Annotated in this window: 19 protein-coding genes and 1 pseudogene; 10 read left to right on the plus strand and 10 right to left on the minus strand. The window is 66.3% G+C overall.

Annotated features, from left to right (window positions below; all coding sequences use genetic code 11):
• Positions 1–122: 122 nt before the first annotated feature.
• Positions 123–488: a hypothetical protein gene (locus tag ABIF91_RS23295; RefSeq protein ID WP_424579419.1), complete on the minus strand. Its 366-nt coding sequence runs from the start codon at positions 486–488 to the stop codon at positions 123–125.
• A gap of 67 nt (positions 489–555) precedes the next feature.
• Positions 556–1464, minus strand: a complete 909-nt coding sequence (locus tag ABIF91_RS23300; RefSeq protein ID WP_028178452.1) for a PaaI family thioesterase — start codon at positions 1462–1464, stop codon at positions 556–558.
• Between the two features lie 469 nt (positions 1465–1933).
• Here ABIF91_RS23300 and ABIF91_RS23305 point away from each other — a divergent pair, with 469 nt between their 5' ends.
• Together ABIF91_RS23305 and ABIF91_RS23310 are read left to right on the plus strand one after the other, a co-directional pair.
• Positions 1934–3277 (plus strand): IS1380-like element ISBdi2 family transposase, encoded by a 1344-nt coding sequence (locus ABIF91_RS23305; protein ID WP_208086440.1) that lies wholly within the window; start codon positions 1934–1936, stop codon positions 3275–3277.
• Between the two features lie 306 nt (positions 3278–3583).
• Positions 3584–3904, plus strand: a complete 321-nt coding sequence (locus ABIF91_RS23310; protein ID WP_028179329.1) for a hypothetical protein — start codon at positions 3584–3586, stop codon at positions 3902–3904.
• A 39-nt stretch (positions 3905–3943) separates the two neighbouring features.
• Here the strand turns inward: ABIF91_RS23310 and ABIF91_RS23315 are convergent, their stop codons facing one another.
• Positions 3944–5413: an amidase gene (locus ABIF91_RS23315; RefSeq protein ID WP_035674768.1), complete on the minus strand. Its 1470-nt coding sequence runs from the start codon at positions 5411–5413 to the stop codon at positions 3944–3946.
• A gap of 130 nt (positions 5414–5543) precedes the next feature.
• The gene (locus ABIF91_RS23320; protein WP_028179331.1) at positions 5544–6656 is read right to left on the minus strand and encodes a ring-opening amidohydrolase; all 1113 of its coding nucleotides are present in this window, start codon (positions 6654–6656) and stop codon (positions 5544–5546) included.
• Between the two features lie 282 nt (positions 6657–6938).
• On the opposite strand from ABIF91_RS23320, the gene ABIF91_RS23325 reads away from it, so the two are divergent.
• From ABIF91_RS23325 to ABIF91_RS23340, 4 genes are all read left to right on the plus strand, one after another.
• On the plus strand, positions 6939–9275 hold the full coding sequence (locus ABIF91_RS23325) for a Tex family protein (RefSeq protein WP_028179332.1): 2337 nt from the start codon (positions 6939–6941) through the stop codon (positions 9273–9275).
• 171 nt (positions 9276–9446) lie between these two features.
• The gene (locus ABIF91_RS23330; RefSeq protein WP_028179333.1) at positions 9447–9878 is read left to right on the plus strand and encodes a hypothetical protein; all 432 of its coding nucleotides are present in this window, start codon (positions 9447–9449) and stop codon (positions 9876–9878) included.
• A 100-nt stretch (positions 9879–9978) separates the two neighbouring features.
• The gene (locus ABIF91_RS23335; protein ID WP_028179334.1) at positions 9979–10671 is read left to right on the plus strand and encodes a response regulator transcription factor; all 693 of its coding nucleotides are present in this window, start codon (positions 9979–9981) and stop codon (positions 10669–10671) included.
• Positions 10658–11734 (plus strand): sensor histidine kinase, encoded by a 1077-nt coding sequence (locus ABIF91_RS23340; RefSeq protein WP_028179335.1) that lies wholly within the window; start codon positions 10658–10660, stop codon positions 11732–11734. The genes ABIF91_RS23335 and ABIF91_RS23340 overlap by 14 nt, the downstream gene beginning before the upstream one ends.
• Positions 11735–11746: 12 nt before the next feature.
• On the opposite strand, the gene ABIF91_RS23345 is transcribed toward ABIF91_RS23340, so the two are convergent.
• Both ABIF91_RS23345 and ABIF91_RS23350 read right to left on the minus strand, forming a co-directional pair.
• Positions 11747–12118, minus strand: a complete 372-nt coding sequence (locus ABIF91_RS23345; protein WP_424579420.1) for a response regulator transcription factor — start codon at positions 12116–12118, stop codon at positions 11747–11749.
• A complete protein-coding gene (locus tag ABIF91_RS23350) occupies positions 12115–12981 on the minus strand; it encodes a S1C family serine protease (protein WP_028179337.1) in 867 nt (288 codons plus the stop codon). The genes ABIF91_RS23345 and ABIF91_RS23350 overlap by 4 nt, the downstream gene beginning before the upstream one ends.
• Positions 12982–13164: 183 nt before the next feature.
• Between ABIF91_RS23350 and ABIF91_RS23355 the strand changes: the two genes are divergently transcribed.
• Positions 13165–14130: a VOC family protein gene (locus ABIF91_RS23355; protein ID WP_028179338.1), complete on the plus strand. Its 966-nt coding sequence runs from the start codon at positions 13165–13167 to the stop codon at positions 14128–14130.
• 15 nt (positions 14131–14145) lie between these two features.
• Here ABIF91_RS23355 and ABIF91_RS23360 read toward each other — a convergent pair whose 3' ends face one another.
• Positions 14146–15282, minus strand: a complete 1137-nt coding sequence (locus ABIF91_RS23360; protein WP_035695607.1) for a GGDEF domain-containing protein — start codon at positions 15280–15282, stop codon at positions 14146–14148.
• A 174-nt stretch (positions 15283–15456) separates the two neighbouring features.
• On the opposite strand from ABIF91_RS23360, the pseudogene ABIF91_RS23365 reads away from it, so the two are divergent.
• From ABIF91_RS23365 to ABIF91_RS23375, 3 genes and pseudogenes are all read left to right on the plus strand, one after another.
• Positions 15457–16339, plus strand: a pseudogene (locus ABIF91_RS23365) (dihydrodipicolinate synthase family protein).
• 172 nt (positions 16340–16511) lie between these two features.
• Positions 16512–17603 (plus strand): S1C family serine protease, encoded by a 1092-nt coding sequence (locus ABIF91_RS23370; protein WP_028179341.1) that lies wholly within the window; start codon positions 16512–16514, stop codon positions 17601–17603.
• A 126-nt stretch (positions 17604–17729) separates the two neighbouring features.
• The gene (locus ABIF91_RS23375; protein ID WP_035674782.1) at positions 17730–20054 is read left to right on the plus strand and encodes a xanthine dehydrogenase family protein molybdopterin-binding subunit; all 2325 of its coding nucleotides are present in this window, start codon (positions 17730–17732) and stop codon (positions 20052–20054) included.
• A 242-nt stretch (positions 20055–20296) separates the two neighbouring features.
• On the opposite strand, the gene ABIF91_RS23380 is transcribed toward ABIF91_RS23375, so the two are convergent.
• Genes ABIF91_RS23380 through ABIF91_RS23390 form a run of 3 tightly spaced genes read right to left on the minus strand, consistent with a single transcriptional unit; the run spans position 20297 to position 23516 of the window.
• Entirely contained in the window at positions 20297–21493 is a 1197-nt protein-coding gene (locus tag ABIF91_RS23380; RefSeq protein ID WP_028179343.1) for an acyl-CoA dehydrogenase family protein, read from the minus strand.
• 14 nt (positions 21494–21507) lie between these two features.
• Positions 21508–22656, minus strand: a complete 1149-nt coding sequence (locus ABIF91_RS23385; RefSeq protein WP_028179344.1) for an acyl-CoA dehydrogenase family protein — start codon at positions 22654–22656, stop codon at positions 21508–21510.
• 5 nt (positions 22657–22661) lie between these two features.
• The gene (locus tag ABIF91_RS23390) at positions 22662–23516 is read right to left on the minus strand and encodes an enoyl-CoA hydratase (RefSeq protein WP_028179345.1); all 855 of its coding nucleotides are present in this window, start codon (positions 23514–23516) and stop codon (positions 22662–22664) included.
• Positions 23517–23536 lie beyond the last annotated feature (20 nt).

Below are 23536 nucleotides of genomic sequence, written 5' to 3' on the forward strand. Positions count from 1 at the left end.
TTTCTGCAATGGGACAATCCCCAAGAGGAGAAAGCCCTCACCCGGCGCTTCGCGCAGACCTCTCCCGCAAGCGGGAGAGGTGAAGGAGCCGCGGCAATCGATTCAACCTTGAGCCATTCGCGCTAGCCCCGCTTCACCGATGGCACGGGCATCTGCTCATGGCGGCGCTGGAAGCGCTGCCAGTGCAGCGCGATGCCGACCAGCAGCGCCGGCACAAAACCGAGCGCGATCAGGAAATGCGGCAGCGCCTTCGCTGAGACGAAAGCAATTGCAATATCCGAGATCAGCCATAGCGCTGCGCATATGACCGCAAAGTCCGTGCGTGGGCAGCGCAGGTAATAGAACACGGCGGTGATGATGATGGCGGGACCGATGGCGACCGCGATCATGACGGCCGTCAACTCCTTCGGCGTCAGCGCGTCGAGCACCATCGATGCCAGCAGCCAGAGCGCGGCGAACATGGCGACGATGTCGAGCGGATGCCGCAATCCAATACCTCTCGCGGAGACGCGCTATCGTTGGGGCCGGAACTTCGGCCGTCAAGTCAAAATGCGCTTATTCCTCATCACTTCCCGGCGTTGGGCGCAGCATGAAGTGACCGAAGGCGGTGGCGATCGGCTTGGTCGCATCGTCCTGCCAGGCCCGCGCCTCGAAGGCAACGATGCGCCGGCCCTGCTTCACGATCGAGACGTCGGCAAACGTGTCGAGGGCACGGCCGGAGCGCAGATAGTTGACGGTGAGGCCGATCGGCTTGGGCGGCGCGGCAGCGCCGAGCTCGCGCGCCACGCCGACGATCGCGGTGGTCTCCAGGAAAGCGCCAGTCATGCCGCCATGGATCGCGGGCAGGATCGGATTGCCGATGATCTTCGGCGAGAACGGCATCGTCAGCGTGCCGTCGTCGTTGACGCGAATGGCGAGGCAGCGCGCGAACGGGCTATTCGCGAACGGACTGTTTGGATCCTCCGGCGCCTCCAGCGTCGGAATGCTGCGCGAATCCATCCTGCGGTCCGCGAGCATGTTGGTGCGGTTGGCGCCGATCATGAAGCAGGCGGTGGCGGTCGCGACCGGATCGTCCTCGGATTCCTGATAGGCGGTGGAGCGCACGAAGGCGATCGAGCGTGTGGTGCGGTAGCAGACCGAATGCGCCTTGATGTCGAGGCCCGGCGTCGCCGGCTTCTGGTAGTCGATGCGCAAGTCCAGGGTTGCGATCGCGCGCGTGCCGTCAAGCGCGAGTTGCACGGCCATGCCGCAGCTCTCGTCCAGCATTGCCGTGACGACACCGCCGTGCAGCACGCCGGTCTCGGTGTCGCCGACGAAGGCGGGCCGGTAGGGCAGGCTGGACCAGGCCTCGGCGGGCGCGAAGCGGTCGAGCTGGAGCCCGCTGATATGGCCATAATCGGAGCGGCGGCCCTTGATGGCTTCGGCGAGTTCCTCGAACGGGAGCGTGACAGGGAGAGTGGACATGGCGATGTTCTAGCCCGTCTTATTCGCGAGAGGGCGCCTGAGAGGCTGGCGAGCGTGGTGTAAAGCGCTGATGCGGCGTAGGATTCGGTTGCGAAGCCACCCCATCACCTTCAACCGCGAACGCCACGCCCGCCATGACCGATGATACGATTTCAGACCACTATCGAGAAGCAAGAATTCAACACAAATAAAACCTCTGCCTCGCGCTCGATCTCTTCATGCTTGATAGTCTCGTTTCGGAGGCTGAGCACCTACCGCGTCTAATAGGCCGCTCGCGCCGGTTTCTTTGGACGCGGCACGACCGCGACTCCACGTTTCGGCACAGAAATGATCGGGAGTCACTCAATCTTTCTTCAACTTAACCCGTCTTATTCGTAAGAGTGCGCCTGAGGGGTAAAGCGCTGATGCGGCGTAGGATTCGGTTGCGAAGCCAACCCCATCACCTCCAACCGCGAACGCCACGCCCGCCATGACCGACGATACGATTCCGCCCTTCTCGTTTCCAGCCGTTCACGCCAAGAAAGTCACAGCTGCCTTCGATGGTGGGCGCCTAACCTCGAACGGGGGCGTGATGCTTCTGGCGATGGCCGAGCGGCGTCTCGGTTTGGCCAACAATCTGGCCCGGGTGTTCCCGGATCGGCGCGATCCGACGCGGGTCGTGCACAGCCTGGTCGATATGTTCCGCGCTCGCATGTTCGCGATCTGCTGCGGCTACGAGGACGCCGACGACCTCGATCATCTGAGGTCCGATCCGGCATTCAAACTGGCCTGCGGTCGCCTACCGGACACGGGCCGGGATTTGTGTTCCCAGCCGACGCTGTCGCGGCTGGAGAATGCTCCGCGCCTGCGCGACGTGATCCGGCTGACCTACACTTTGGTCGACGCATGGATGGATAGCTACCCGCGCGAGCCGGCATCCGTCACGCTCGACATCGATGATACCTGCGACGTCGTCCACGGCCATCAGCAGCTCTCGCTGTTCAACGCTCATTATGACGAACGCTGCTTCCTGCCGATCCACGTCTACGACACGGAGAAGAGCCGGCCCGTGGCCGTCGTGCTGCGGCCCGGCAAGACGCCGGGCGGCGTCGAGGTGCGTGCCCATCTGCGCCGCCTGGTACGGCATATCCGGACGCGATGGCACAACACGCAAATTACGTTCCGTGGCGACGGGCACTATGCCCGGCCGGAGGCAATGGCGTGGTGCGAGACCAACGGCATCGACTACATCTTCGGTCTGTCCGGCACCAAGCCTCTCGCCAGAAAAGTCGACGAGGTCGCCGACGACATCCGCACCCGACGCGCCATCGAGAACCTGCCGGTTCTGCGTGGCTATACCGAGACGCGCCACAAGGCAAAGTCCTGGGATCGCGAACGGCGCACTGTCGCCCGTATTGAGGCGACGATGCTCGGCCTCGACATCCGCTTCGTCGTCACCAGCCTCGATGTCGGCTCGGCCGAGTGGATCTACGACAGCCTGTATTGCGCGCGCGGCCAAGCCGAGAATCTGATCAAGCTGCATAAGACGCAGCTCGCCTCCGATCGCACCAGCTGCCGTTCGGCGCTCGCCAACCAGGTCCGTCTCGTGCTCCATACGGCCGCTTATTGGCTGATGCTGACCGTGCGCGACGCCATTCCCAAAGCCCGGGAATTGGCCGCTGCCGAGTTCGCGACGCTGCGTCTTCGGCTCTTGAAAATCGCCGCCCGTGTCGTCGAGACCACGAGCCGCATTCGCCTTGCGTTTGCCGCGGCATGTCCCGAAGCCGACCTGATCTGCGGCTTGCCCGGCGCGCTGCTGCCGCTCGGTCCTTGACCGGCGGGGCGTCCGCCCCCGTTCGCCCAACCCATCCCTCAAGCGCGTTGCAAAGTACCGGTCGTCAGGCGGCGAAAAGCCGAAGGCAATCCTGTGCGCCTCGTCAGACAAGATGTGCGGCCGCATCAATCGGGCCCAAAAGCCGCACTCTCACGAATAGGACGGGCTAGACCAGTGCCCGCCGCCGCGCAAAATCCCGATTGTGCCTTGCTCGGGACCCCTGCCGGGGGCGGTTTGGCCTCGACAGGGCGGGCCAAAGCAACGATGGTGGGCGCTTCGTTCGTCCAATGCCCGCAAGGAGCGCCCATGACCGACCCCGAAACACCCGGCACCAATCAGGGGCCCGTCACGATTTCCACCTCGAGCTCGGAGCGGGCGCCGATCATCTATTTCGACGGTGCATCCTGCTTCGGTCACCACAACGGCGCGATCCAGATCGAGCTCGCCGCAAACCTCCTGATGCCGGTCGGCGCCGCCGTCAGGGTCGACGTTGTCCAGACCGCGCACCTGCGTTGCAGCGTGGCCGCGGCGCTGGCGCTGCGCGAAGCGCTCGACAAGGCGCTCGCGATGTACCAGCAGGGCCAGCAGCAGCCGCGCCCGGAGGAAATTCCGACCGTAAAGAACTAAGGCAGGAGCGCGATCGCATGTTGCTGCGATCGCAGCCCGTCAGCTCACATGCACCTTCGGCTTCTTGCCGCCGTTCCACTTGCCGTCGAGCGCGCGCTCGATCTGGGCAGCGAGTTGCAGCAAGAGACCGTCATTGGCCTGCTTGCCGATGGCCTGGATGCCGAGCGGCAGGCCGTGATCCTGGGTTGCCATCGGCATCGATATCGCCGGCATGCCGCAGAGATTGGCGAGCGGCGTGAAGGCGAAGTTGCGCCAGAGATTGCCGAACCAGTCGAGCACATCGGGATTATCGGAGATGGTGAGGTATTCCCTGGTGCCGACCTTCGGCGTCGGCAGCGCCGTGATCGGCGTCAGGATCACGTCCCACTGCTCGAAGAAGGCGCCGAAGCCGCGCGAGGTCGTGTTGAACACGCCCTGCATCTTCGCTCGCTCGGCGAAGCTCGTGTGCCGGCCGGCTTCCCAGATGCGGATGTTCATGGGTTCGATCAGATCTTCCGGCGGTTTTTCCAGCCCGCGCGCAGCGAGCATATTGGAGATCACCACCGCGAAATTCGAGATGTAGCAGGTGGTCTGCGCCGCGAACGCGGCACGGAAATCGACCTCGGGCAGGGCGTGGTCGACGTGATGGCCGAGGCCTTCGAGGAAACGGCCGGCCTTCTCAAGCTCGGCGGCGATCTCAGGCGTGGCGGTATAGTCGCCCCATGTGTGCGAGAGCGCAATGCGCAGCTTGCCGGGATCGCGCTTGATCATCTCGGAATAGGGCTGCGCCGTGGTCCAGAACGGCATGAATTCGCCAGGTGCCGGTCCGCGGGCATGGTCGACGAAGGCGGCGGTGTCGCGCACCGAGCGCGACTGGCAGCCCTGGATCGAGACGAGGCCGGTGAGGTCAGACATGTGCGGGGCGAGCGAGAACACGCCGCGCGAGACCTTCAGCCCGATATTGCCATTGACGCCGGCGGGAATGCGGATCGAGCCGCCACCGTCGGTCGCATGCGCGATCGGCACCACGCCTGCGGCGACCATCGCCGCGCTGCCCGCGGACGAGCCGCAGGTGGTGTAGTCGGTATTCCAGGGATTGCGCGTGACGTAGACGGCGGGATTGTCGGCGGAACTGCACACGCCGAATTCCGGCGTCGTGGTGCGTCCGATCAGGTTCAGTCCGGCCTGGCGGAATTTTCCGGTCAGGAACGTGTCCGCGCTGGCGCGATTGCCGCGCATCAGCAGCGAGCCCATCTCCTGGAGCCGTCCCTTCATGGTCGGCCCGAGGTCCTTCATCAGGAAAGGCAGGCCGGCGAACGGGCCGGCGAGATTGGCGCCATCCTTGGCGGGGTCGGCGATCACGTCCTCGAACAGCTCGACCACGCCCGACAGTGCCGGATTGACCTTGGCAACGCCGGCCGCGGCCTGGCGCGCCAATTCCTTCGCCGTCAGCTCGCCCTTGCGGACGCGCCCTGCCAGCGCGACTCCATCGTGCTGCGCCCATTCATTCCAGCTCATCGGCAAAGTCATGACGTCAAAATCCTCTTGGATAGCGGCTATCTTCCTTTCGCAAGGAACCGTCCGAATCAAGCGAGCCGGCGCGAGGGGCAGGGTTGCGTGGGGCGGACAGGTCGCAAGCCCCGGAAGATGCCGGGCCGTATCAATCCGACAGTCGCGCAATCGCTGCAACCGGCCCGCCGCCCGGCGGACCCTGGTGCTCGGCGCCGCCGGACACGTAGACCGCCCCGGTGCCGGCAAGGCCAGCGATCAGGCCGCCGACCGCTGCGCGGGCGTGGCGTGTCGAGCTGATGTCGGTGTCTTCCAGCATGGTGTGGCGAAAGCCGCGCACGCTGCCATCAGGCGAGGCCTCCGCCTTGGCGAAGATGTTGACGAGCTCGCGGCCCTTCGTTGCCTGCGGCGCGATGCGGAGTCCGACGCTTTGCAGCGCCGCGGTCACCGCGACGGCGTCGATGGCGTCGCTCATCACGGCATGACCGATCTCGAATTCGCTTGCCGATGCCGCCGAGTTGCCGAGCACGATGACGACGTTGTGCATCAGCTCGATGCCTGATGAGGTGGAGGCAACGGACGAGAACAGATCATAGCGCCGCAGCACGTCCTCATCGCGGAGATCGGCTGCAATCTCGCCGAGCGCGACGGCGACGCCGAGCGCAGAGGCGCCGCGGGAATAGGCCATCGAGGCGTAGGCGCTGGTCGTCGCTGTCTTGCAGCCGCGCGCCGCTGCCGCCGCGACGCGATCGCTGGTGAGCAGCGGACACTTGATCTGCACGAAATGGATGTCGGCGGGATCGCTGATGCCGGCATCCGCCATGGCGGCCTTCACGGCTTTCGCCGTCTCCGTGATCTGCGCGGAGCGGCCGAACTCCTCGGGCAGGAAATCCCGCGTCTGCGCCATGCCGATGCTCAGCCGCTTGCCGGAGGGGCCTACCGGAGGGGCGTCGACGGTTCGGCGTGTGAACACCGTGATGTGCGGGCTGAGCACGCCCTCGGTACCGCCGGACATCACGAAGGCGATGCGCTGCTCGACCTCGTGCGGCGGCAGGTCGAGGTGGGGCGCCAGCGCCGTGCACAGCGCGCTGACGGCGTATTCCCGCGTGAAATCGTTGACGCCGCCATTGCCCTCGGTCTTGCCGAGGATCGCCAGGATCTCGCGCGGGTCGATCGCGCCCGAACCGGTCATGGCCATGAGACCGGAGACATCGCCGGGGCCCGTGGTGGCGATCCTGAAGACGCCGACCGATGTTGTACGCATGACTGTCCTTGTGGAGTTCAGGGGCCCGGCGGAGCCAAACAGCCGCTGAACGGCGGCTCCTGTCAAGCCGGATGACGGGTCGGCTATCCTGGTCTGCCGCGACGCAAGAGAGCAGCCGCGCGCCCCCACGAATGTGGCGAGATCGCATCGATTCGACAAAAAATCCTCTGTCGACGGTTGCGCGCCCCACCTTGATGAATCAACCTCGGTTGGTCCATAAGCGGCGTCCCGCGGCCGGTGCTTTTCGCCCTGCGTCGCGTGCTTTGATAGAGGGAATCTCGCGTGGCAAATATCAACCACAAAATTGCGCAGGAGCTTGGGGTTCGCGCCGAGCAGGTCGAGGCGGCGGTAACGCTGCTCGACGGCGGCGCCACGGTTCCCTTCATCGCACGCTACCGCAAGGAAGCGACCGGTGCGCTCGACGACGCGCAATTGCGCACCCTGGAGGAGCGCCTGGTTTACCTGCGCGAGCTCGAGGACCGCCGCAAGGCCATCCTCGAATCGGTCCGCGAGCAGGGCAAGCTCGATGCAGCCCTCGAAGCCACGATCATGGCCGCCGACAGCAAGGCACGCCTCGAAGACATTTATCTCCCGTTCAAGCCGAAGCGCCGCACCAAGGCGGAAGTTGCCAAGGAAGCCGGCCTCGAGCCGCTCGCCAATCAGTTGCTGGCGGAGCCCGGCAACGATCCGAAGGTCGTGGCAGAAGGCTTCGTCAACGCGGAGAAGGGCGTGGCGGATGCCGCCGCCGCGCTCGACGGCGCCCGCGCCATCCTGGTCGAGCGCTTCGACGAGGACGCCGACCTGATCGGCGCATTGCGCGAGGAGATGTGGACCAACGCGCGCATGGCCTCCAAGGTGCGCGACGGCAAGAAGACCGAGGGCGAGAAATTCGCCGACTATTTCGATTTCTCCGAGCCGCTGACCAAGCTGCCATCGCACCGCATTCTCGCGATGTTCCGTGGCGAGAAGGAAGAGATCCTCGATCTCCAGATCCTGGCGGAAGCGGAGGCGCCGCCGCCGGGCGTGCCGAGCGCCTATGAACTGAAGATCATGAAGCGGTTCGGCATCGCCGACCTCAAGCGACCCGGCGACCGCTGGCTGGTCGACACCGTGCGCTGGGCCTGGCGCACCAAGATCCAGGTGCATCTCAACATCGACCTGCGCATGCGGCTGTGGAATTCGGCCGAGACCGAGGCCGTGCGCGTGTTCGCCTCGAACTTGCGCGACCTCTTGCTGGCCGCTCCGGCAGGCACCCGCGTCACCATGGGGCTCGATCCCGGCTACCGCACCGGCGTCAAGGTCGCGGTCGTCGACGCCACCGGCAAGGTGGTCGACACCACTGCGATCTATCCGCACGAGCCGCAGCGGCAGTGGAACGAGTCGCTGGCGACCCTCGGCAGGCTCGCGCTGAAGCATCGTGTCGAGCTGATCGCGATCGGCAACGGCACCGCCTCGCGCGAGACCGACAAGCTCGCCGCGGACCTCGTCAAGGGCCTGCCGGAATTGAAGATGACGAAGATCGTCGTTTCGGAAGCCGGCGCGTCGGTCTATTCGGCCTCGGCTTTCGCTTCGGAGGAATTGCCCGGCCTCGACGTCACCCTGCGCGGCGCCGTCTCGATCGCGCGGCGGCTCCAGGACCCGTTGGCCGAGCTCGTCAAGATCGAGCCCAAGGCGATCGGCGTCGGCCAGTATCAGCACGACCTCGGCCAGGCCAAGCTCGCAAAATCGCTCGATGCGGTGGTCGAAGACTGCGTGAACGCTGTCGGCGTCGACGTCAACACGGCCTCCGCGCCGCTGCTTGCGCGCGTGTCCGGCGTCGGCGCAGGCCTTGCGCAGAGCATCGTGGCGCACCGCGACGCCAACGGCCCGTTCAAGTCGCGCAAGGCACTGAAGGACGTGCCGCGGCTCGGGCCGAAGGCATTCGAGCAATGCGCGGGCTTCTTGCGCATCCTCGGCGGCGAGGACCCGCTCGACGCCTCCGGCGTGCATCCGGAAGCCTATCCGGTGGTGCGCCGGATTCTCGCGGCGACCAAGAGCGACATCAAGGCGCTGATCGGCAGCAGCGAGATCGTGCGGACCCTCAAGCCGAAGGATTTCGTCGACGAGACTTTTGGCCTGCCGACCGTCACCGACATCCTGCGCGAGCTGGAAAAGCCGGGCCGCGACCCGCGTCCCGCGTTCAAGGCCGCGGTGTTCAAGGAGGGCGTCGAGGAGATCAAGGATCTCAAGAAGGGCATGATCCTCGAGGGCACCGTCACCAACGTCGCCGCCTTCGGCGCCTTCGTCGACATCGGGGTGCACCAGGACGGTCTCGTGCACATTTCCGCGATGTCCAAGACCTATATCAAGGATCCGCGCGAGGTGGTGAAGCCGGGCGATATCGTCAAGGTGAAGGTGCTGGACTTCGAGGTCGCCCGCAAGCGCATCTCGCTGACGCTGCGCCTCGACGACGAGGTCGGCGCCAAGAAGGACGCTCCCGGCATGCAGCGCGACAACAGCTCGCGCAATCCCGCCCGCATGACCTCGTCGGCTCCGCGCAAGCAGGAGTCTTCGGGCGGCGGTGCGCTTGCGGAGGCACTGCGACGTGCGGCCGAGAAGAGTGGCGGCAAGCGGGTGTGAGCCTCGATCTCTCCCCGTCAGAAGCAATGACGAGGAGAGATCGCGGGTTCGCTTCCTTAACTTGCGCGTCAGAATCTGGCGCATTTGTAAGTTGAAGGCGCCAGCTCCTTGTTCTCATCTCATCCTCCTCGCGCGGCATGGGGGCTGCCGCGCTGCAAGGAGGACGTTTTCATGAACGACAGGCTTCTCAAGAGCCTCACGGCGACCTTGATCGCAGCAATGATGGCAGTCGCTTCACCGGCGCTCGCGCGCGGCGGTGGAGGTCATGGCGGCTTTGGCGATGGCGGCCATTTCGGTGGCGGCGGCCATTTCGGCGGTGGCATGCACGCGGGCGGCTTCGGCGGCATGCGGGCCGGCGGCATTGGCGGCGCACGTTTCGGCGGGCCTGCCTTCGGCGGCGCGCGTTTCGCGCATGCGGCGATCGGGCCGCGCTTCGCCGGCGCAGGCTGGCACGGCCGCCACGGCTTCCATCGCCACCATTTCCGTCGTTTTGCCGTCTTCGGCGCGCCCTATTTCTACGGCGGCTACAATGACGGCTGCTGGAGCAGGAGCTGGACGCCCTATGGGTGGCAATGGGTCAATGTGTGCGGAGACTACTGGTAGTCGCATCGCCGTACCGCACCATTGTCGCGATCGCCACCGGGCGGTTCCGCTCAGCCCCGGAACGGGATAGTCTGGTGGCGATCGTCGCGCGGAGCTTGTCATGAGCGGAGGTCACCGTCGCATCCTGGTCGTCGAGGACGATCCGGAAACCGCAGGTCAGCTCGTCGAGGAGCTGACCGTTTCGGGCTACGACGTCGACCTCGCAGCCAATGGCCGCGAAGCCCTGAGCCACGGCGCCGCGCGTGACTATGCCGTGATCACCATCGACCGCATGCTGCCCGATATCGACGGCATCAGCGTGATGCGCCAGTTGCGCGACGATGGCGTCGCCGCGCCGTTCCTGATCATCTCCGCGCTCGGCGAAGTCGACGACCGCGTGCGCGGACTGCGCGCCGGCGGCGACGATTATCTCGTCAAGCCGTTCTCCTTCACCGAATTGCTGGCGCGGCTCGAAGCACTCGGCCGCCGCAGCGAGACCATCGCCAAGGAGACGCTGCTGCGCGTCGGCGATCTCGCGATCGACCTGATCGCACGGGCTGCCTCCCGCCGCGGCCGCAAGATTCCGCTGCTGCCGCGCGAATTCCAGCTGCTCGAATATCTCGTCCGCAACGAGGGCCGCGTCGTATCTCGCGCGATGCTGCTTCAGCACGTCTGGGACCTGCATTTCGATCCGTCGACCAATATCATCGACGTCTATGTGGGGCGTGTTCGTCGCAAGGTCGACGATGCCCAGGACTATCCGCTGATCCACACCATCCGCGGCATCGGATATTGCCTCCGTGCTCCTGGCTAAGACCCTTCGCTCCTCGACCTTTCGCCTCGCCCTGATCGCGATCGCGGCGTTCGGGTTGATCGTCGCGGCCATCATGGCCTATGTCTATTTCGGGACGCTCGCTTATGTAGAGCGCCGGCTCGGCGGGGCCGTCGATCATGACGGCTTCACCGGCATGATCGAGCTCGCGATGGTCGCGGTCGCCATGCTGCTGCTGGTGCTCGCCGGGCTCGCGGCCGTGCTGGTCACGCGGCGCACGGTCGGACGGATCGAACAGATCAACGCCACCAGCCGCGCCATCATGCTCTCCGGCCTCGACCAGCGTATCCCCTTGCGCGGCAGCAACGACGAGTGGGACCGCGTCGCCGAGAACCTCAACCAGATGCTCGACCGCATCGAGACGCTGATGGGCGAGGTCAAGCAGGTCAGCGACAACGTCGCGCACGATCTGCGGACGCCGCTGACGCGCATGCGCGGCCGGCTGGAAAAGGCCTATCACGCCCCACGCAACAGCGAGACCGACGCCGCGCTGATTGGGGACACCATCGCCGATCTCGATGCCGTGCTCGGCATGTTCACTTCCATTACCCGGATCTCCGAGATCGAGACCCGCGCCCGCACCGGCGCCTTCCGCGCGCTTGATCTCGCCGAGATCGCCGGCGAGGTGGTCGAGCTCTACGATGCCGCCGCCGAGCAGGTCGCTACAAATCTCAGCCTTGCCGGAGAACGCGACGTGGCGATCACGGGCGACCGCGACCTGCTGTTCGACGCCATTGCCAATCTCGTCGACAACGCGATCAAGCACGGCTGCAAGGGCGGGCAGGTGACCGTGACTTGCCGCAGAACCGATGGCGCTGCGGTGATCACGATTGCCGACGACGGTCCGGGCATTCCCGCCGGGCAGCGCGATCACGTCTTCAAGCGCTTCTACCGGCTCGAACGGAGCCGCTACACGCCGGGCAATGGCCTCGGCCTCAGCCTCGTCGCCGCGGTCGCGCACCTTCATGGCGCCGAGATCGCGCTGCATGACAATGCGCCGGGCCTGACGGTCGAGCTCAGCTTCCCGGCGGCGTCAGCGCCGTGAGGCTGGGCGGCGTCAAAGCTCGATCACGCCGCGCCGTGCCGCATGCGCGACTGCATCGGTGCGGCCGGTCGCGTCCAGCTTGTCCAGCAGCGAGCCGACATGGAACTTCACGGTGTGCACGGAGATGCCGAGCTGACGCGCGATCATCTTGTTCGAGGCACCTTCCGCCATCAGCGCCAGCACGTCAAGCTCGCGCTGCGTCAGCGTGATGTCCTCGGGCATGATGCGCGGATCGCGCGCGACGATCGCCGCGGCGGCCTGCTCGCCGAGCGCGGCGAGACGAAGCCCGGGGATATTGCCGAGCAGCGCCGTCAGGCGATCGGCGAGGGCGGGGTTGTCGATCTCCAGCGCGAGCACGATCTCGGCCGTCTTGTCCTCGCTCACGCCTCCGGCCTCTCGGCGACCGTGACCCTGAAGCTGGCCGGCTCGCCGCCGCGGAGCACCGCGACATCGACCACCGAGCCGACGCTCGAAGGTCCGAGCGTTTGCGCCAGCGCCCGCACGCCGGACAGCTTCTGGTCGTTGACCGCGACGATCACGTCGCCCTGACGGATGCCGGCCGCGGCCGAGGGGCCGGCCTTGTCGACATTCATCACCATGGCGCCGATGCCGTCGTCGAGCCGTACCGGCTGGAGCCCGAGGCCGAGATATCCCCGCGCGATGCGGCCGCGCGCCTCCAATTGCGCCGCGACGCGCTCGATCGTCGCCGCCGGGATCACCAGGACGCGCCGCGGTCCGAGCACGGCCATGCCGAAGGCTTCGCCCGATGCATCGAGCGCGAGGCCGCCCTGCTGGCTGCCGCGCAGGCGGACGTCGAGCTCGATCCGGGCGTCGATGTCGCCGCCGCGTAAGGAGCGCCAACCCTTGCCGGATGCCGATACCATCCCGAGCGCGGCGCTCGGCGTCTCGCGATTGGTGGCGACCACCACCGACAAAGCGCCGAGCGGCGGGACCGTCGCGGCGAGCTTGACCGGCGCGACGGCGGCATCGACGCGCAGCAGCGCGATGTCAGTCGTATGGTCGCGGCCGGCGATCGTGGCGGCTGCGGTGCTTCCGTCGGCAAGGCCGATCTCGACCGCGCCCTCGTCCGCCAGTGCCTCGTCGGCAGTGACGATCAGGCCGGGTTTCCAGGCGAAGCCGGTGGCGCGGGAGCGGTGCGAATGTACGGAGACGACGGAGGGCGCCGTGCGCGCCACCATGTCCGCGAGGGCGGACGACAGGGAAGACAGGGGGGTAGGGGCGGTCATGGCAGGCTCCTGTAAGCTGTCCTCAATCTGGGATATCGCGGGCGCGTGCGAAACTGGCCGGGTGGCCAGGACTTCCCTCCGCGCGGCCGACGAACATGTGATTGGGACCCGCTCACGGGAACGTGTAGCAATCGGCCGACATTGCGCCGCATGGCCTCAACCATTTTGAACGAGCCCTGACCGATGACCATCGATCTCACCCGCCGCACCCTGCTGCAACTCGCCGGTGCAACCTCGCTCGCGATGGCGGCCGCAGCCGCGGCGCGCGCCGAGGGCGTTCCTCAAGGCGGCGGGCCGACCTTTGCCAGCCGCACGCCGATGCGGGTCGGCATGGTGACGCTGCGGGTGAAGAATCTCGACAAGGTTGCGGACTACTACCGCGACGTGATCGGGCTTGCCGTGATGGAGCGTTCGGCGACCGCCGCGAAGCTCGGCACGGCCGGCATAGCGCTGCTGGTGCTGGAGGCCCGTCCCGATGCGGAAATCGAGCCGCGCAATGCCGCCGGCCTCTACCACACCGCCTTCCTGATGCCGACGCGAAAAGACCTCGCACGCTGGCTGGTGCATGCCGCCTCGCATCGCGTGCCGCTGTCGGGTTTTGCCGATCACCTCGTCAGCGAGTCCGTCTATCTCGACGACCCCGAGGGTAACGGCATCGAGGTCTATGCCGACCGCGATCCCTCGCAATGGCAATGGAGCGAAGGCAGCGTCAAGATGGCGACCGACGAGCTCAACATCCCTGACCTGCTGTCGCTGACCAATACACGCGTCGCCGACTATGCCAGGGCGCCGGACGGCTTGCGCGTCGGCCACATGCATCTGCGCGTCGGCGATCTCGCGCAGGCCGAGAGCTTCTATCACGGCACGATCGGCCTTGATCCGACGCGCAAGCGCAGCGGCGCCGCGTTCCTGTCGTCGGGCCGTTATCACCATCACCTCGGCATGAATGTCTGGCAGAGCCAGGGCGCGGGCCGGCGCGACGATGCCACCACGGGCCTTGCATGGTTCTCGCTGGTGACGGCGAAGCAGGACATTCTCGCCGCACAGGAGGAACGCCTGCGCAAGGGCGGTGCGCAACTCATCACGCTTGCGAATGGCGTGGAGGCGATCGATCCATGGGGCACGCGGGTGCGGCTGCTCAAGGCGTGATCGAAGGCGGCAGCTTCAGCCTGCTGCGCGTTCGAGGCGGATGTCCTCATCCGCCCACGCGCAGCGGCTGCCTCCAGCACGTTTCGCCGCGTAGAGGGCGCCGTCGACCTGCTCGAGAAGCTGCGCCGTCGCACCGGCGGTTGCAGCGCCGGCGCTGACGAGAATTCCTGCGCTCGCGCCGATGCGGACCGGAATGTCGGTCAGCAGGAACGGGATCGAAAGATCGAGAATGGCCCGGCGCGCCAGGGCGAGCGCTTCCTCGCGGCCGGCTTCGCCGGCGGCAACCGGCTTGAGTATCATGAACTCGTCGCCGCCGAAGCGCGCGGCAAGTCCGGTCCCGCCGATGCAGACCGACAGCCGCTCCGCCACCTGGCGCAACAGATCGTCGCCGACGTGATGGCCGTGGCGATCGTTGACCGGCTTGAAGCCGTCGAGGTCGATGGCGATGATCGCGAAGTTTCCGCGCGTCTCCGCCAGCGCCTGGAAGAACGCGGCGCGGTTGGGCAGTCCCGTCAGGAAATCGTGGGTCGCCTGGCGCGCCAGCCGGTGCTTTGCTTCGAGCCGCTCGACGAAGGCGGCGCTGAGATGTTTCGACGCCTCGCGCAATGTGAGCCAGAAGAACACCAGCATGATCGCGCCGAGCTTGTAGGCGAACTCGGGACGGAGCAGGCCGGCCAGGATGGTCGGCATCAACAGCACCGCGGCGGTGGTCAGGATGATCCAGGGGCGGATCGCCGCGCGCGAGACCATGCCGACGCAGAAGGACATCGAAAGCCCGAACGCGATCCAGGCGCCGGGTCCGTCGTCGAGCTCGAGCGCGCGATAAGACAACATGCCCAGCGCAAGGCCGAAGGCGGACGCGCCGGCGCCGTAGAGCCCTTCCCAGCGGATCACGTCGGCATCGGAGAACTGCGCAGAGCGCGACTTGTACCGGAACAGGGAAGCGATGCGGGCTGCGGCCGTGATGAAGATGAAGACCGAGATCACGGCATAGCCGGTATCGCCGCTCATGAGCGTCAGCGCGGCTGCGCCCGTCACCGACGTGACGCCAATGGCGGACACCTGCGGAAGCGACGTGTACAGGAGATCCACGAGCTCGCGCCGGATGCGCGGATCGGGATGCAGGAATCTGGACAACATTGTCAGAGTCATGGCCGGCACCATCTCTGCTTGTTCCTAATAAGCGGTAGGGAAGGGACACGAGATGATCGTTGCTGCGCAACGTCCTTAAGAAGTCGTCAATGCACAGGCTTGCTGGCGATTTTGCCCCGTGTTAGCAGCGATTGAGGCGCGCCATGGCGGCCTGATGTCCCGAATGCACCTGACATGTCCGAATTCCACGGTGTCTTTCCCTATCTCGTCTCGCCCATCGATGCCGACGGCACGGTGCGGACCAACGTGCTCGCAAAGCTCTGCGACGACCTGATCGGCGCCGGCGTGCACGGCCTGACGCCGCTGGGCTCGACCGGAGAATTCGCCTATCTCAACGCCGAGCAACGCACGGCGATCGTGCAGACCACGATCGAGGCCGCGCAGGGCCGCGTGCCCGTCGTTGCCGGCGTCGCCTCCACCTCGACGGCGGATGCGGTGGCGCAGGCAAGGGCCTGCCAGAGGCTCGGCGCCGCTGGCATCCTGGCATCCTGGCAATCCTGGAAGCCTATTTCCCACTCGCCGACGCCCAGGTCGAATCCTACTTCCGCGCCATCGCCGATGCCGTGGACATCCCGTTGTCATCTACACCAATCCGCAATTTCAGCGTTCCGATCTCACCCTCGACGTCATTGCGCGCCTCGCCGAACATCCGCGCATCGGCTACATCAAGGATGCCTCGACCAACACCGGCCGGCTGCTCTCGATCATGAACCGCTGCGGCGATGCCTTGCGGGTCTTCTCCGCCTCGGCCCATATCCCCGCCGCAGTGATGCTGATCGGCGGCCGCGGCTGGATGGCGGGACCGGCCTGCATCATTCCGCGCCAGAGCGTCGCACTCTACGAGTTCTGCAAGGCCGGACGGTGGGACGAGGCCATGGCGCTGCAGCGCCGGCTGTGGCGCATCAACGAAGCTTTCGCCCGCTTCAACCTCGCCGCTTGCATCAAGGCGGGGCTTTCGATCCGGGGCTACGACGTCGGCGATCCCGTCCCGCCGCAGGCGCCGCTCACGGCCGAGGCAAGGAAGGTCGTGGAAATGGCGCTGCGCGAGCTGACCTAGCTGTTTACCACGCGGCAATATGCCCCGGCACCCGTGCATGAGCCAGGAAAGCCCTTACCTGCCCAACCGGGGAAACTTCCGTTCGTTTGCGACGTTGCTGCGTAAGCCGGATTTGTCACCCCATGCATATGCATCCCAAGGCCGCATTCCGCACTGGAGACGGTGGTCACCGATGAATCGTCGCTACGCGATTGCCGCGGCAGCCTTCGCCGCCCTGCTGCTTGCCGTCACTGCCGCGAAGATCCTGCATGTCCCTGTCCCATGGGCGGCGCCCTCCGCACGCGCGGTCGAGCAGCGCGGTCCGCTGTCCGATGGCGAAAAGGCGACCATCGAAATCTTCGAGCGCGTGTCTCCTTCGGTCGTCCAGGTGGCGGTGAAATCCGCGGCCAATCCTCTCATGGGTGAGGAAGGCCAGGGCGGCTCTTCCGGCACGGGATTCGTGTGGGATCGCGACGGGCATCTCGTGACGAACAATCACGTCGTCGCCAGTGGCGGCGAGATCGCCGTGCGCTTTGCCTCGGGAGAGGTGGCCCAGGTCGACCTCGTCGGCACGGCTCCCAATTACGATCTTGCGGTGCTGCGGATCCGCAGCGTGCGCGAGCTTCCGCCGCCGGTGGCTCTCGGCAGTTCGAGCGACCTGAAGGTCGGGCAATCCGCCTTCGCGATCGGCAATCCGTTCGGACTGGATCAATCGATGACGAGCGGCATTATCAGCGCGCTCAAGCGCAGGCTTCCGACCCATGGCGGTCGGGAGATTGCCAACGTCATTCAGACCGATGCCGCGATCAACCCCGGCAATTCGGGCGGACCGTTGCTCGACTCTGCCGGCCGGCTGATCGGCGTCACGACTGCGATCATTTCGCCGTCCGGTTCGAACGCCGGCATCGGCTTTGCGGTCCCGGTCGACGTCGTGAACCGGATTGTGCCCGAGCTCATTCGCAACGGTCGCGTGCCGACACCCGGCATCGGCATCGTGGCCGCAGGCGAGGATGTTTCGACCCGGCTTGGCGTCGAAGGGGTGATCGTGGTGCGGACGGCCCCCGGCAGCCCTGCCGAGCGGGCGGGAATCCGCGGTGTCAATTTTTCGACTGGAGCGGTCGGAGACATCATCACCGCGGTCGAGGGCAAGCCGGTGCGGCGCCTCTCCGACCTGACCGATGCGCTCGAGCAGGCCGGCGCCGGGAAGACCGTTCGCCTCACTGTCAAGCGGGGCTCGGACAGCCGTGATGTGAATATAGGCATCATCGACATCGACAGGTCCTAGCCGGCCGATCCGCGCCAGCAAAGGGGCTCTGACGCGCATTACAGATGTGCCAGGGCTCGGTTGTCTGGCCCGCAAAATCGGTTAAAACCGCCGCGGTCGTTTTCCGGATTTCGAGGACATAACGGAATGAACATTCTTCCCGGCAATTTGCGTTTCGGAGCGGGCCAGCCCGTCAAGCGTTTGGAAGACCAGAGGCTGCTCACCGGGAAGGGACAGTTCATCGACGACAAGCCGGAGGACGGCGCGCTGTGGCTGCACGTGCTGCGTTCGCCGCACGCCCACGCGAAGATCGTCTCGATCGACGCCAGCGCCGCGGCCGGAATGCCCGGCGTTGCCGCGATCTACACCGGGGCCGATCTCGTCAAGGACGACGTTGGCACCATCCCGACGCTGAACATCTTCAAGCGCCCCGACGGCAAGCCGATGACGGTGCCGCCGCGCCGGCTGCTGGCCCACGAGGTCGTGCGCCATGCCGGCGAGGCCGTGGCCGCGGTGGTGGCCTCTTCGCGGGTCGAGGCGCAGAGCGCGGCCGAGGCGATCGTGGTCGAGTACGACGTTCAACCTGCGGTGGTCGATCCCATCGAGGCCGTGAAGCCCGGCGCGCCCGTGGTGTGGCCGGAGGCGCCCGACAACATCGTCGGCGCCATGAGCTATGGCGATGCGGCCAAGGTGGACGAGGCTTTTGCCAAGGCCGCGCACACCGTTGAACTCGATCTCGTGAGCCAGCGCCTGGTGCCTTCCGCGATGGAGCCGCGCTCGACCATTGCCGAGATCGACAAGAAGTCCGGCCGTCTCCTGCTGCATGTGCAGTCGCAGACGCCGGCGTCGACCCGCGATGTGCTGGCGGAAGCCGTGCTGAAGCGTCCGAAGGACAGCGTGCGCGTGCTGGTCGGCGACATCGGCGGCGGCTTTGGCCAGAAGACCAACCTCTATCCGGAGGACGGCATCGTCGCCTACGCCGCGACCAAGCTGAACAAGAAGATCCGCTGGCGCGGCGACCGCACCGACGAATTCGTCGGCGGCACCCACGGCCGCGATCTCACCTCCACGGCGTCCTTCGCACTGGACGAGAAGGGCAAGGTGCTGGCCTATCGCGTCAAGTCGATCGGCTGCACCGGCGCGTACTCCTCGGGTGCGGCCAACATCATCCCGCTGGTGCTCGGGCCCTTCGTGCAGACCGGCGTCTACGATCTGCCGCTGGTGCATTTCGAGGTGAAGTCGGTGATGACCCACACCGCGCCGGTCGGCGCCTATCGTGGCGCGGGCCGTCCCGAGGCCGTCTTCATCGTTGAGCGTCTGTTCGACGCGGCCGCGCGAAAGATCGGCATGGATCCGCGCGCGATCCGCAAGGCCAATTACATCAAGCCGGCGCAGCTGCCCTACACCAACGCGGCGGGCCAAGTCTACGACTCCGGCGCCTTCGCGCACATGCTCGATCGGGCCGTGAAGCTCGCCGACTGGGACGGCTTTGCCGCGCGCAAGAAGGCGGCGAAGAAGAAGGGCCTGCTCTACGGTCGTGGACTCACCTCTTACATCGAGTGGACCGGCGGCCGCGCGCACACCGAGAAGGTCAGCCTGCACGCGACCTCGCAAGGGCGCGTCGTGCTGCATTCCGGCACGATGGCGATGGGGCAGGGCTTGCAGACCACCTACACCCAGATGATCTCCGACACGCTCGGCATTCCCATGGACAAGATCGACGTGGTTCAGGGCGACACCGATCTCGCCATGGGCTTCGGCAGCGTCGGCTCGCGTTCGCTGTTCGTCGGCGGCACGGCGGTCGCGGTCTCCTCCAATGATCTGATCCAGAAGGCGCGCGAGAAGGCGGCCAACGTGCTGGAGACCTCGGTCGAGGACATCGAGTACCAGGGCGGCATGCTCACTGTGGTCGGCACCGACCGTCGCATCAGCCTGTTCGATCTCGCCGAGAAGGAGAACGGCGCCAGGCTCAGCGTCGATTCCGAAGGCGAGGTCGATGGTCCGAGCTGGCCGAACGGCACGCATATCTGCGAGGTCGAGATCGACCCCGAGACCGGTGTGTCCAAGGTGGTGCGCTACACCACGGTCGACGATGTCGGCGTCGCCGTGAACCCGATGCTGGTGACAGGGCAGATCCACGGCGGCGTGGCGCAGGGCATCGGCCAGGCGCTGTACGAAGGCGTGTCCTACGATGCCGACGGCCAGCTCCTCACCGCCAGCTATCAGGACTACTGCATCCCGCGCGCTGACGACGTCCCGCCGATCGAGGTGACGCTGGACGATTCCGCGCCCTGCCGCACCAACCCGCTCGGCGCCAAGGGCTGCGGCGAATCCGGTGCCATCGGCGGCCCGCCCTGCGTCACCAACGGCGTCATGGACGCGCTCGCCGAGCTCGGCATCACCCAGCTCAACACGCCGCTGACCCCGCAGAAGATCTGGCAGGCGATCCGGGACGCGAAGGCGGCGGGGTAAGTACGCTAGCTGTTGCGCAGGCTATTGCGCCAAACTCAGCTCGTCGTCCCGGGGCGCGCAAAGCGCGAGCCCGGGACCCATAACCACAGGGCGGAGTTTGGCGAAGACTCCGAGTGACCAGCTCACCCCATAACCTCTCCCTGGGGTTATGGGTCCCCGCCTTCGCGGGGACGACAGCGGATATCGGGGCACGGCTGCTCCCCTTATCCGGATTGCGCTGCGCTCCGTCCGGGCTACGAGGCCTAAATCCCCAGCATCATCTTCGCGATGATGTCGCGCTGGATCTCCGACGTGCCGCCGAAGATGGTGTAGGCGCGGCCGTTGAGATATTCCGGCATCACCGTCAGCATCTCCTCGGGCGTCGCCGGCTCGTGGTTGAGCTTGTAGAGCGGGCGCATCGGCTCGACGGCGAGCGCGTCGTGGCCGATCACGTCGGCGCCCAGCCGCGTCACGGCCTGGCGGATCTCGCTGTTGCGCAGCTTCAGGATCGACGAGACCGCGCCGGGATTCTGCCCGGTCTGCAGCGCCGAGAGCACGCGCAGCTCCGTCATCTCCAGCGCGTCGATGTCGACCTCGACCTCGGAGATGCGCGTTGCGATGTCGGGGCTGTCGATGGCGCGGCCCGTGAGATCGGACTCGGCGAGATCCGCGATCGCCTTCAATCCCTCGCGCAGCTTGGCCGAGGCGATGCCCGCGCCGCGTTCGAACTCGAGCAGATATTTGCCGTAGGTCCAGCCCTTGCCTTCCTCGCCGACGCGGTTGGTGACCGGCACGCGCACGTCGTCGAAGAACACCTGGTTGACCTCGTGGTCGCCGCCGATGGTCAGGATCGGGCGCGTGGTGATGCCCGGCGTCTTCATGTCGATCAGGATGAAGCTGATGCCGTCCTGCTGCCGCGGGCCGTCGCTGGTGCGCACCAGCGCGAACATGCGGTTGGCGTGGTGGGCATGCGTGGTCCAGATCTTGGTGCCGTTGATGATGTAGTCGTCGCCGTCGCGCACCGCGCGCGTCTTCAGCGACGACAGGTCGGAGCCGGAGCCCGGCTCGGAATAACCCTGGCACCAGTAATCCTCGCCGGAGAGAATCCGCGGCAGGTAGAAGTTCTTCTGCTCCGGTGAGCCGAAGCCGATGATGACGGGCCCGACCATCTTCACGCCCATCACGTTGACATTGGGCACGCCCGCGCGGGCGCATTCGGTCTCGAAGATCCAGCGCTGTGCCGGCGTCCAGGCCGGCCCGCCATATTCGACCGGCCAGCCGGGCGCACCCCAGCCCTGGCGGTGCAGCGCGCGTTGCCAGGCCATGCCGATGTCAGGGTCGGAGAACACCGACGGCGTCAGCGCGGTCGCGCGCTTCATCTCCTCGGTGAGGTTCTTGGCAATGAAGCCGCGCACCTCGTCCTGGAAGGCACGCTCCTCGGCATTGAACGAGAGGTCCATGATGCGCTCCTGTGTCAGGCCGAGACGGTCCTGCGGCTCAGCTGGGCGTGGCGGCCGTAGTGATGGGCGCTGCCGCCGAACAGCGTGTCGAAGGCGACGAGCCGTTTGAAATAGGCGCCGACCTCGAGCTCCTCGGTGACGCCCATGCCGCCATGGAGCTGGATCGACTGCTCGCCGACGAAGCGCGCGCATCTGCCGATCTTCGCTTTCGCGCCCGATGCAGCCCGGGCACGCTCGATCGGCGCAGCATCCACCTTCAGGGCGGCCCGCAGCGCCATCGAGCGGGCCTCGTCGACCTGCATCGCCATGTCGGCGAGGCGGTGGCGGATCACCTGGTTGGCGGAGAGCGGCCGGCCGAATTGCTTGCGGATCTTGGTGTATTCCAGCGTCGTGTCCAGCAGCGTCTGCATGATGCCGACGGCTTCCGCACCCAATGCTGCCATGGCGCGGTCGACGGCCCATTCGATCGCCGGCAGAGCATCGCTGCCGTCACCGAGCAGCACGTCTTCCGGCAGATGCACGTCGAACAGCTCGATGTTGCAGGCACGTCCGCCGCCAAGACGCGGATAATCGCTGATGACGAGGCCCGGCGTCGTCGCCTGCACGAGGAACAGGCCGATCCGCCCCGACGGCCCTCGGTGGTCATGGATATGCGCGGAGACGATGATCTGGTCGGCGGCGTGTCCGTCGAGCACGGCGACCTTGCTGCCGGCGAGGCGCCAGCCTTGCGCCGTCTTGTTGGCGCTGGTCGTGACCTGGGCAAGATCGAACCGGGCCGCGCGCTCGGAATGCGCAAAGGCAAGCTTCAGTGATCCATCCGCCACCTTGGGCAGGCTCGCCTGCCTCTGCTCGATGGTGCCGCATCTCGCGATCAGCGCTGCGCCTAGCACCGCGGTTGCGACATAGGGCTCCGACACCAGCCCGCGGCCGAAGGCCTCCATCAAGATGCCGATTTCGACCGCGCCGCCGCCGAGCCCGCCGAACTCCTCGGGAAGCGGCAGCGCCAGCCAGCCGAGCTCGGCGAATTGTTTCCACACCAAAGGGCTGAAGCCGAGCGGGTCGTTCGCCATCTTGCGGCGGTGATCGGCATCGTAGCTCTCGGCCACGAAGCGGTCCGCGCTTTCGCGCAGCAATCTTTGCTCGTCACTCAGATTGAGGTCCATCGTGTTTACTCCGCGGCCGCCGGCGGCTTGCGCACGGAGGGATGCAGTCCGGAGGGATCGACGATCATGCCGAACTCCTGGAGATTATGGGCGTGGCAGAGCTGGTGCAGTGCGAAAGCCTGGTCGATCGCTGCCGGCTGGCCCATCACGTCGACCGAACGATTCACCGCTTCCTTGGTCAGCTTCAGCGCGAAGGACGGTTTTGCCGCGATCCGGCGCGCCAGCTCGAGCACGCGCGAAGACAATTCCGCGCGCGGCACCACCTGGTTGACCATGCCAAGCTGGTGCGCCTCCTGCGCGCTCCAGCTGTCGGCCGTGAACAGGAATTCCTTGGCCTTGCGCGGGCCGAGTTCCCAGGGGTGCACGAACCATTCGACGCCGCAGACGCCCATGGTGACGACGGGGTCGCAGAACTGCGCATCGTCGCTGGCGACGATGAGGTCGCAGGCCCAGGCCAGCATCAGTCCGCCGGCGATGCACTTGCCATGCACCTCGGCGATCACAGGCTTGGCAAGGTTGCGCCAGCGCCGCGTGATCTGGAGATATATTTCCTGCTCGCGGGCGAAGCGGCCATGGGCGCCGGCTTCGGCGAAACCGCCCCAATGTCCGATCGGCGGAAAATCGACGCCTGCGGCATTCTTGCCGCCCGCGCGCAGGTCATGGCCGGACGAGAAGTGCGGCCCATTGCCGGCGAGGATGATCACCTTGACCGCATCGTCCTGCACCGCCGCGTCGAAAGCGGCATTGAGGTCGTAGGTCATTTGCAGGTTCTGCGCATTGCGCGCCTCGGGCCGGTTCATCACGACCCGGGTGATCGCCGGATCCGGCCTCTCCACGAAGATGGTCTCGAACGAGGACATGGCGTCTCCTCCGGCGTTTC

Source organism: Bradyrhizobium sp. USDA 241 (assembly GCF_049739505.1).
GTDB classification, from domain to species: domain Bacteria; phylum Pseudomonadota; class Alphaproteobacteria; order Rhizobiales; family Xanthobacteraceae; genus Bradyrhizobium; species Bradyrhizobium liaoningense.

Coding starts and splice junctions, on each gene's coding strand:
- ABIF91_RS23300 (WP_028178452.1), bottom strand. CDS start 1,464: ATGTCCACTCTCCCTGTCACGCTCCCGTTCGAGGAACTCGCCGAAGCC.
- ABIF91_RS23305 (WP_208086440.1), top strand. CDS start 1,934: ATGACCGACGATACGATTCCGCCCTTCTCGTTTCCAGCCGTTCACGCC.
- ABIF91_RS23310 (WP_028179329.1), top strand. CDS start 3,584: ATGACCGACCCCGAAACACCCGGCACCAATCAGGGGCCCGTCACGATT.
- ABIF91_RS23315 (WP_035674768.1), bottom strand. CDS start 5,413: ATGACTTTGCCGATGAGCTGGAATGAATGGGCGCAGCACGATGGAGTC.
- ABIF91_RS23320 (WP_028179331.1), bottom strand. CDS start 6,656: ATGCGTACAACATCGGTCGGCGTCTTCAGGATCGCCACCACGGGCCCC.
- ABIF91_RS23330 (WP_028179333.1), top strand. CDS start 9,447: ATGAACGACAGGCTTCTCAAGAGCCTCACGGCGACCTTGATCGCAGCA.
- ABIF91_RS23335 (WP_028179334.1), top strand. CDS start 9,979: ATGAGCGGAGGTCACCGTCGCATCCTGGTCGTCGAGGACGATCCGGAA.
- ABIF91_RS23350 (WP_028179337.1), bottom strand. CDS start 12,981: ATGACCGCCCCTACCCCCCTGTCTTCCCTGTCGTCCGCCCTCGCGGAC.
- ABIF91_RS23355 (WP_028179338.1), top strand. CDS start 13,165: ATGACCATCGATCTCACCCGCCGCACCCTGCTGCAACTCGCCGGTGCA.
- ABIF91_RS23360 (WP_035695607.1), bottom strand. CDS start 15,282: ATGACTCTGACAATGTTGTCCAGATTCCTGCATCCCGATCCGCGCATC.
- ABIF91_RS23370 (WP_028179341.1), top strand. CDS start 16,512: ATGAATCGTCGCTACGCGATTGCCGCGGCAGCCTTCGCCGCCCTGCTG.
- ABIF91_RS23375 (WP_035674782.1), top strand. CDS start 17,730: ATGAACATTCTTCCCGGCAATTTGCGTTTCGGAGCGGGCCAGCCCGTC.
- ABIF91_RS23380 (WP_028179343.1), bottom strand. CDS start 21,493: ATGGACCTCTCGTTCAATGCCGAGGAGCGTGCCTTCCAGGACGAGGTG.
- ABIF91_RS23385 (WP_028179344.1), bottom strand. CDS start 22,656: ATGGACCTCAATCTGAGTGACGAGCAAAGATTGCTGCGCGAAAGCGCG.
- ABIF91_RS23390 (WP_028179345.1), bottom strand. CDS start 23,516: ATGTCCTCGTTCGAGACCATCTTCGTGGAGAGGCCGGATCCGGCGATC.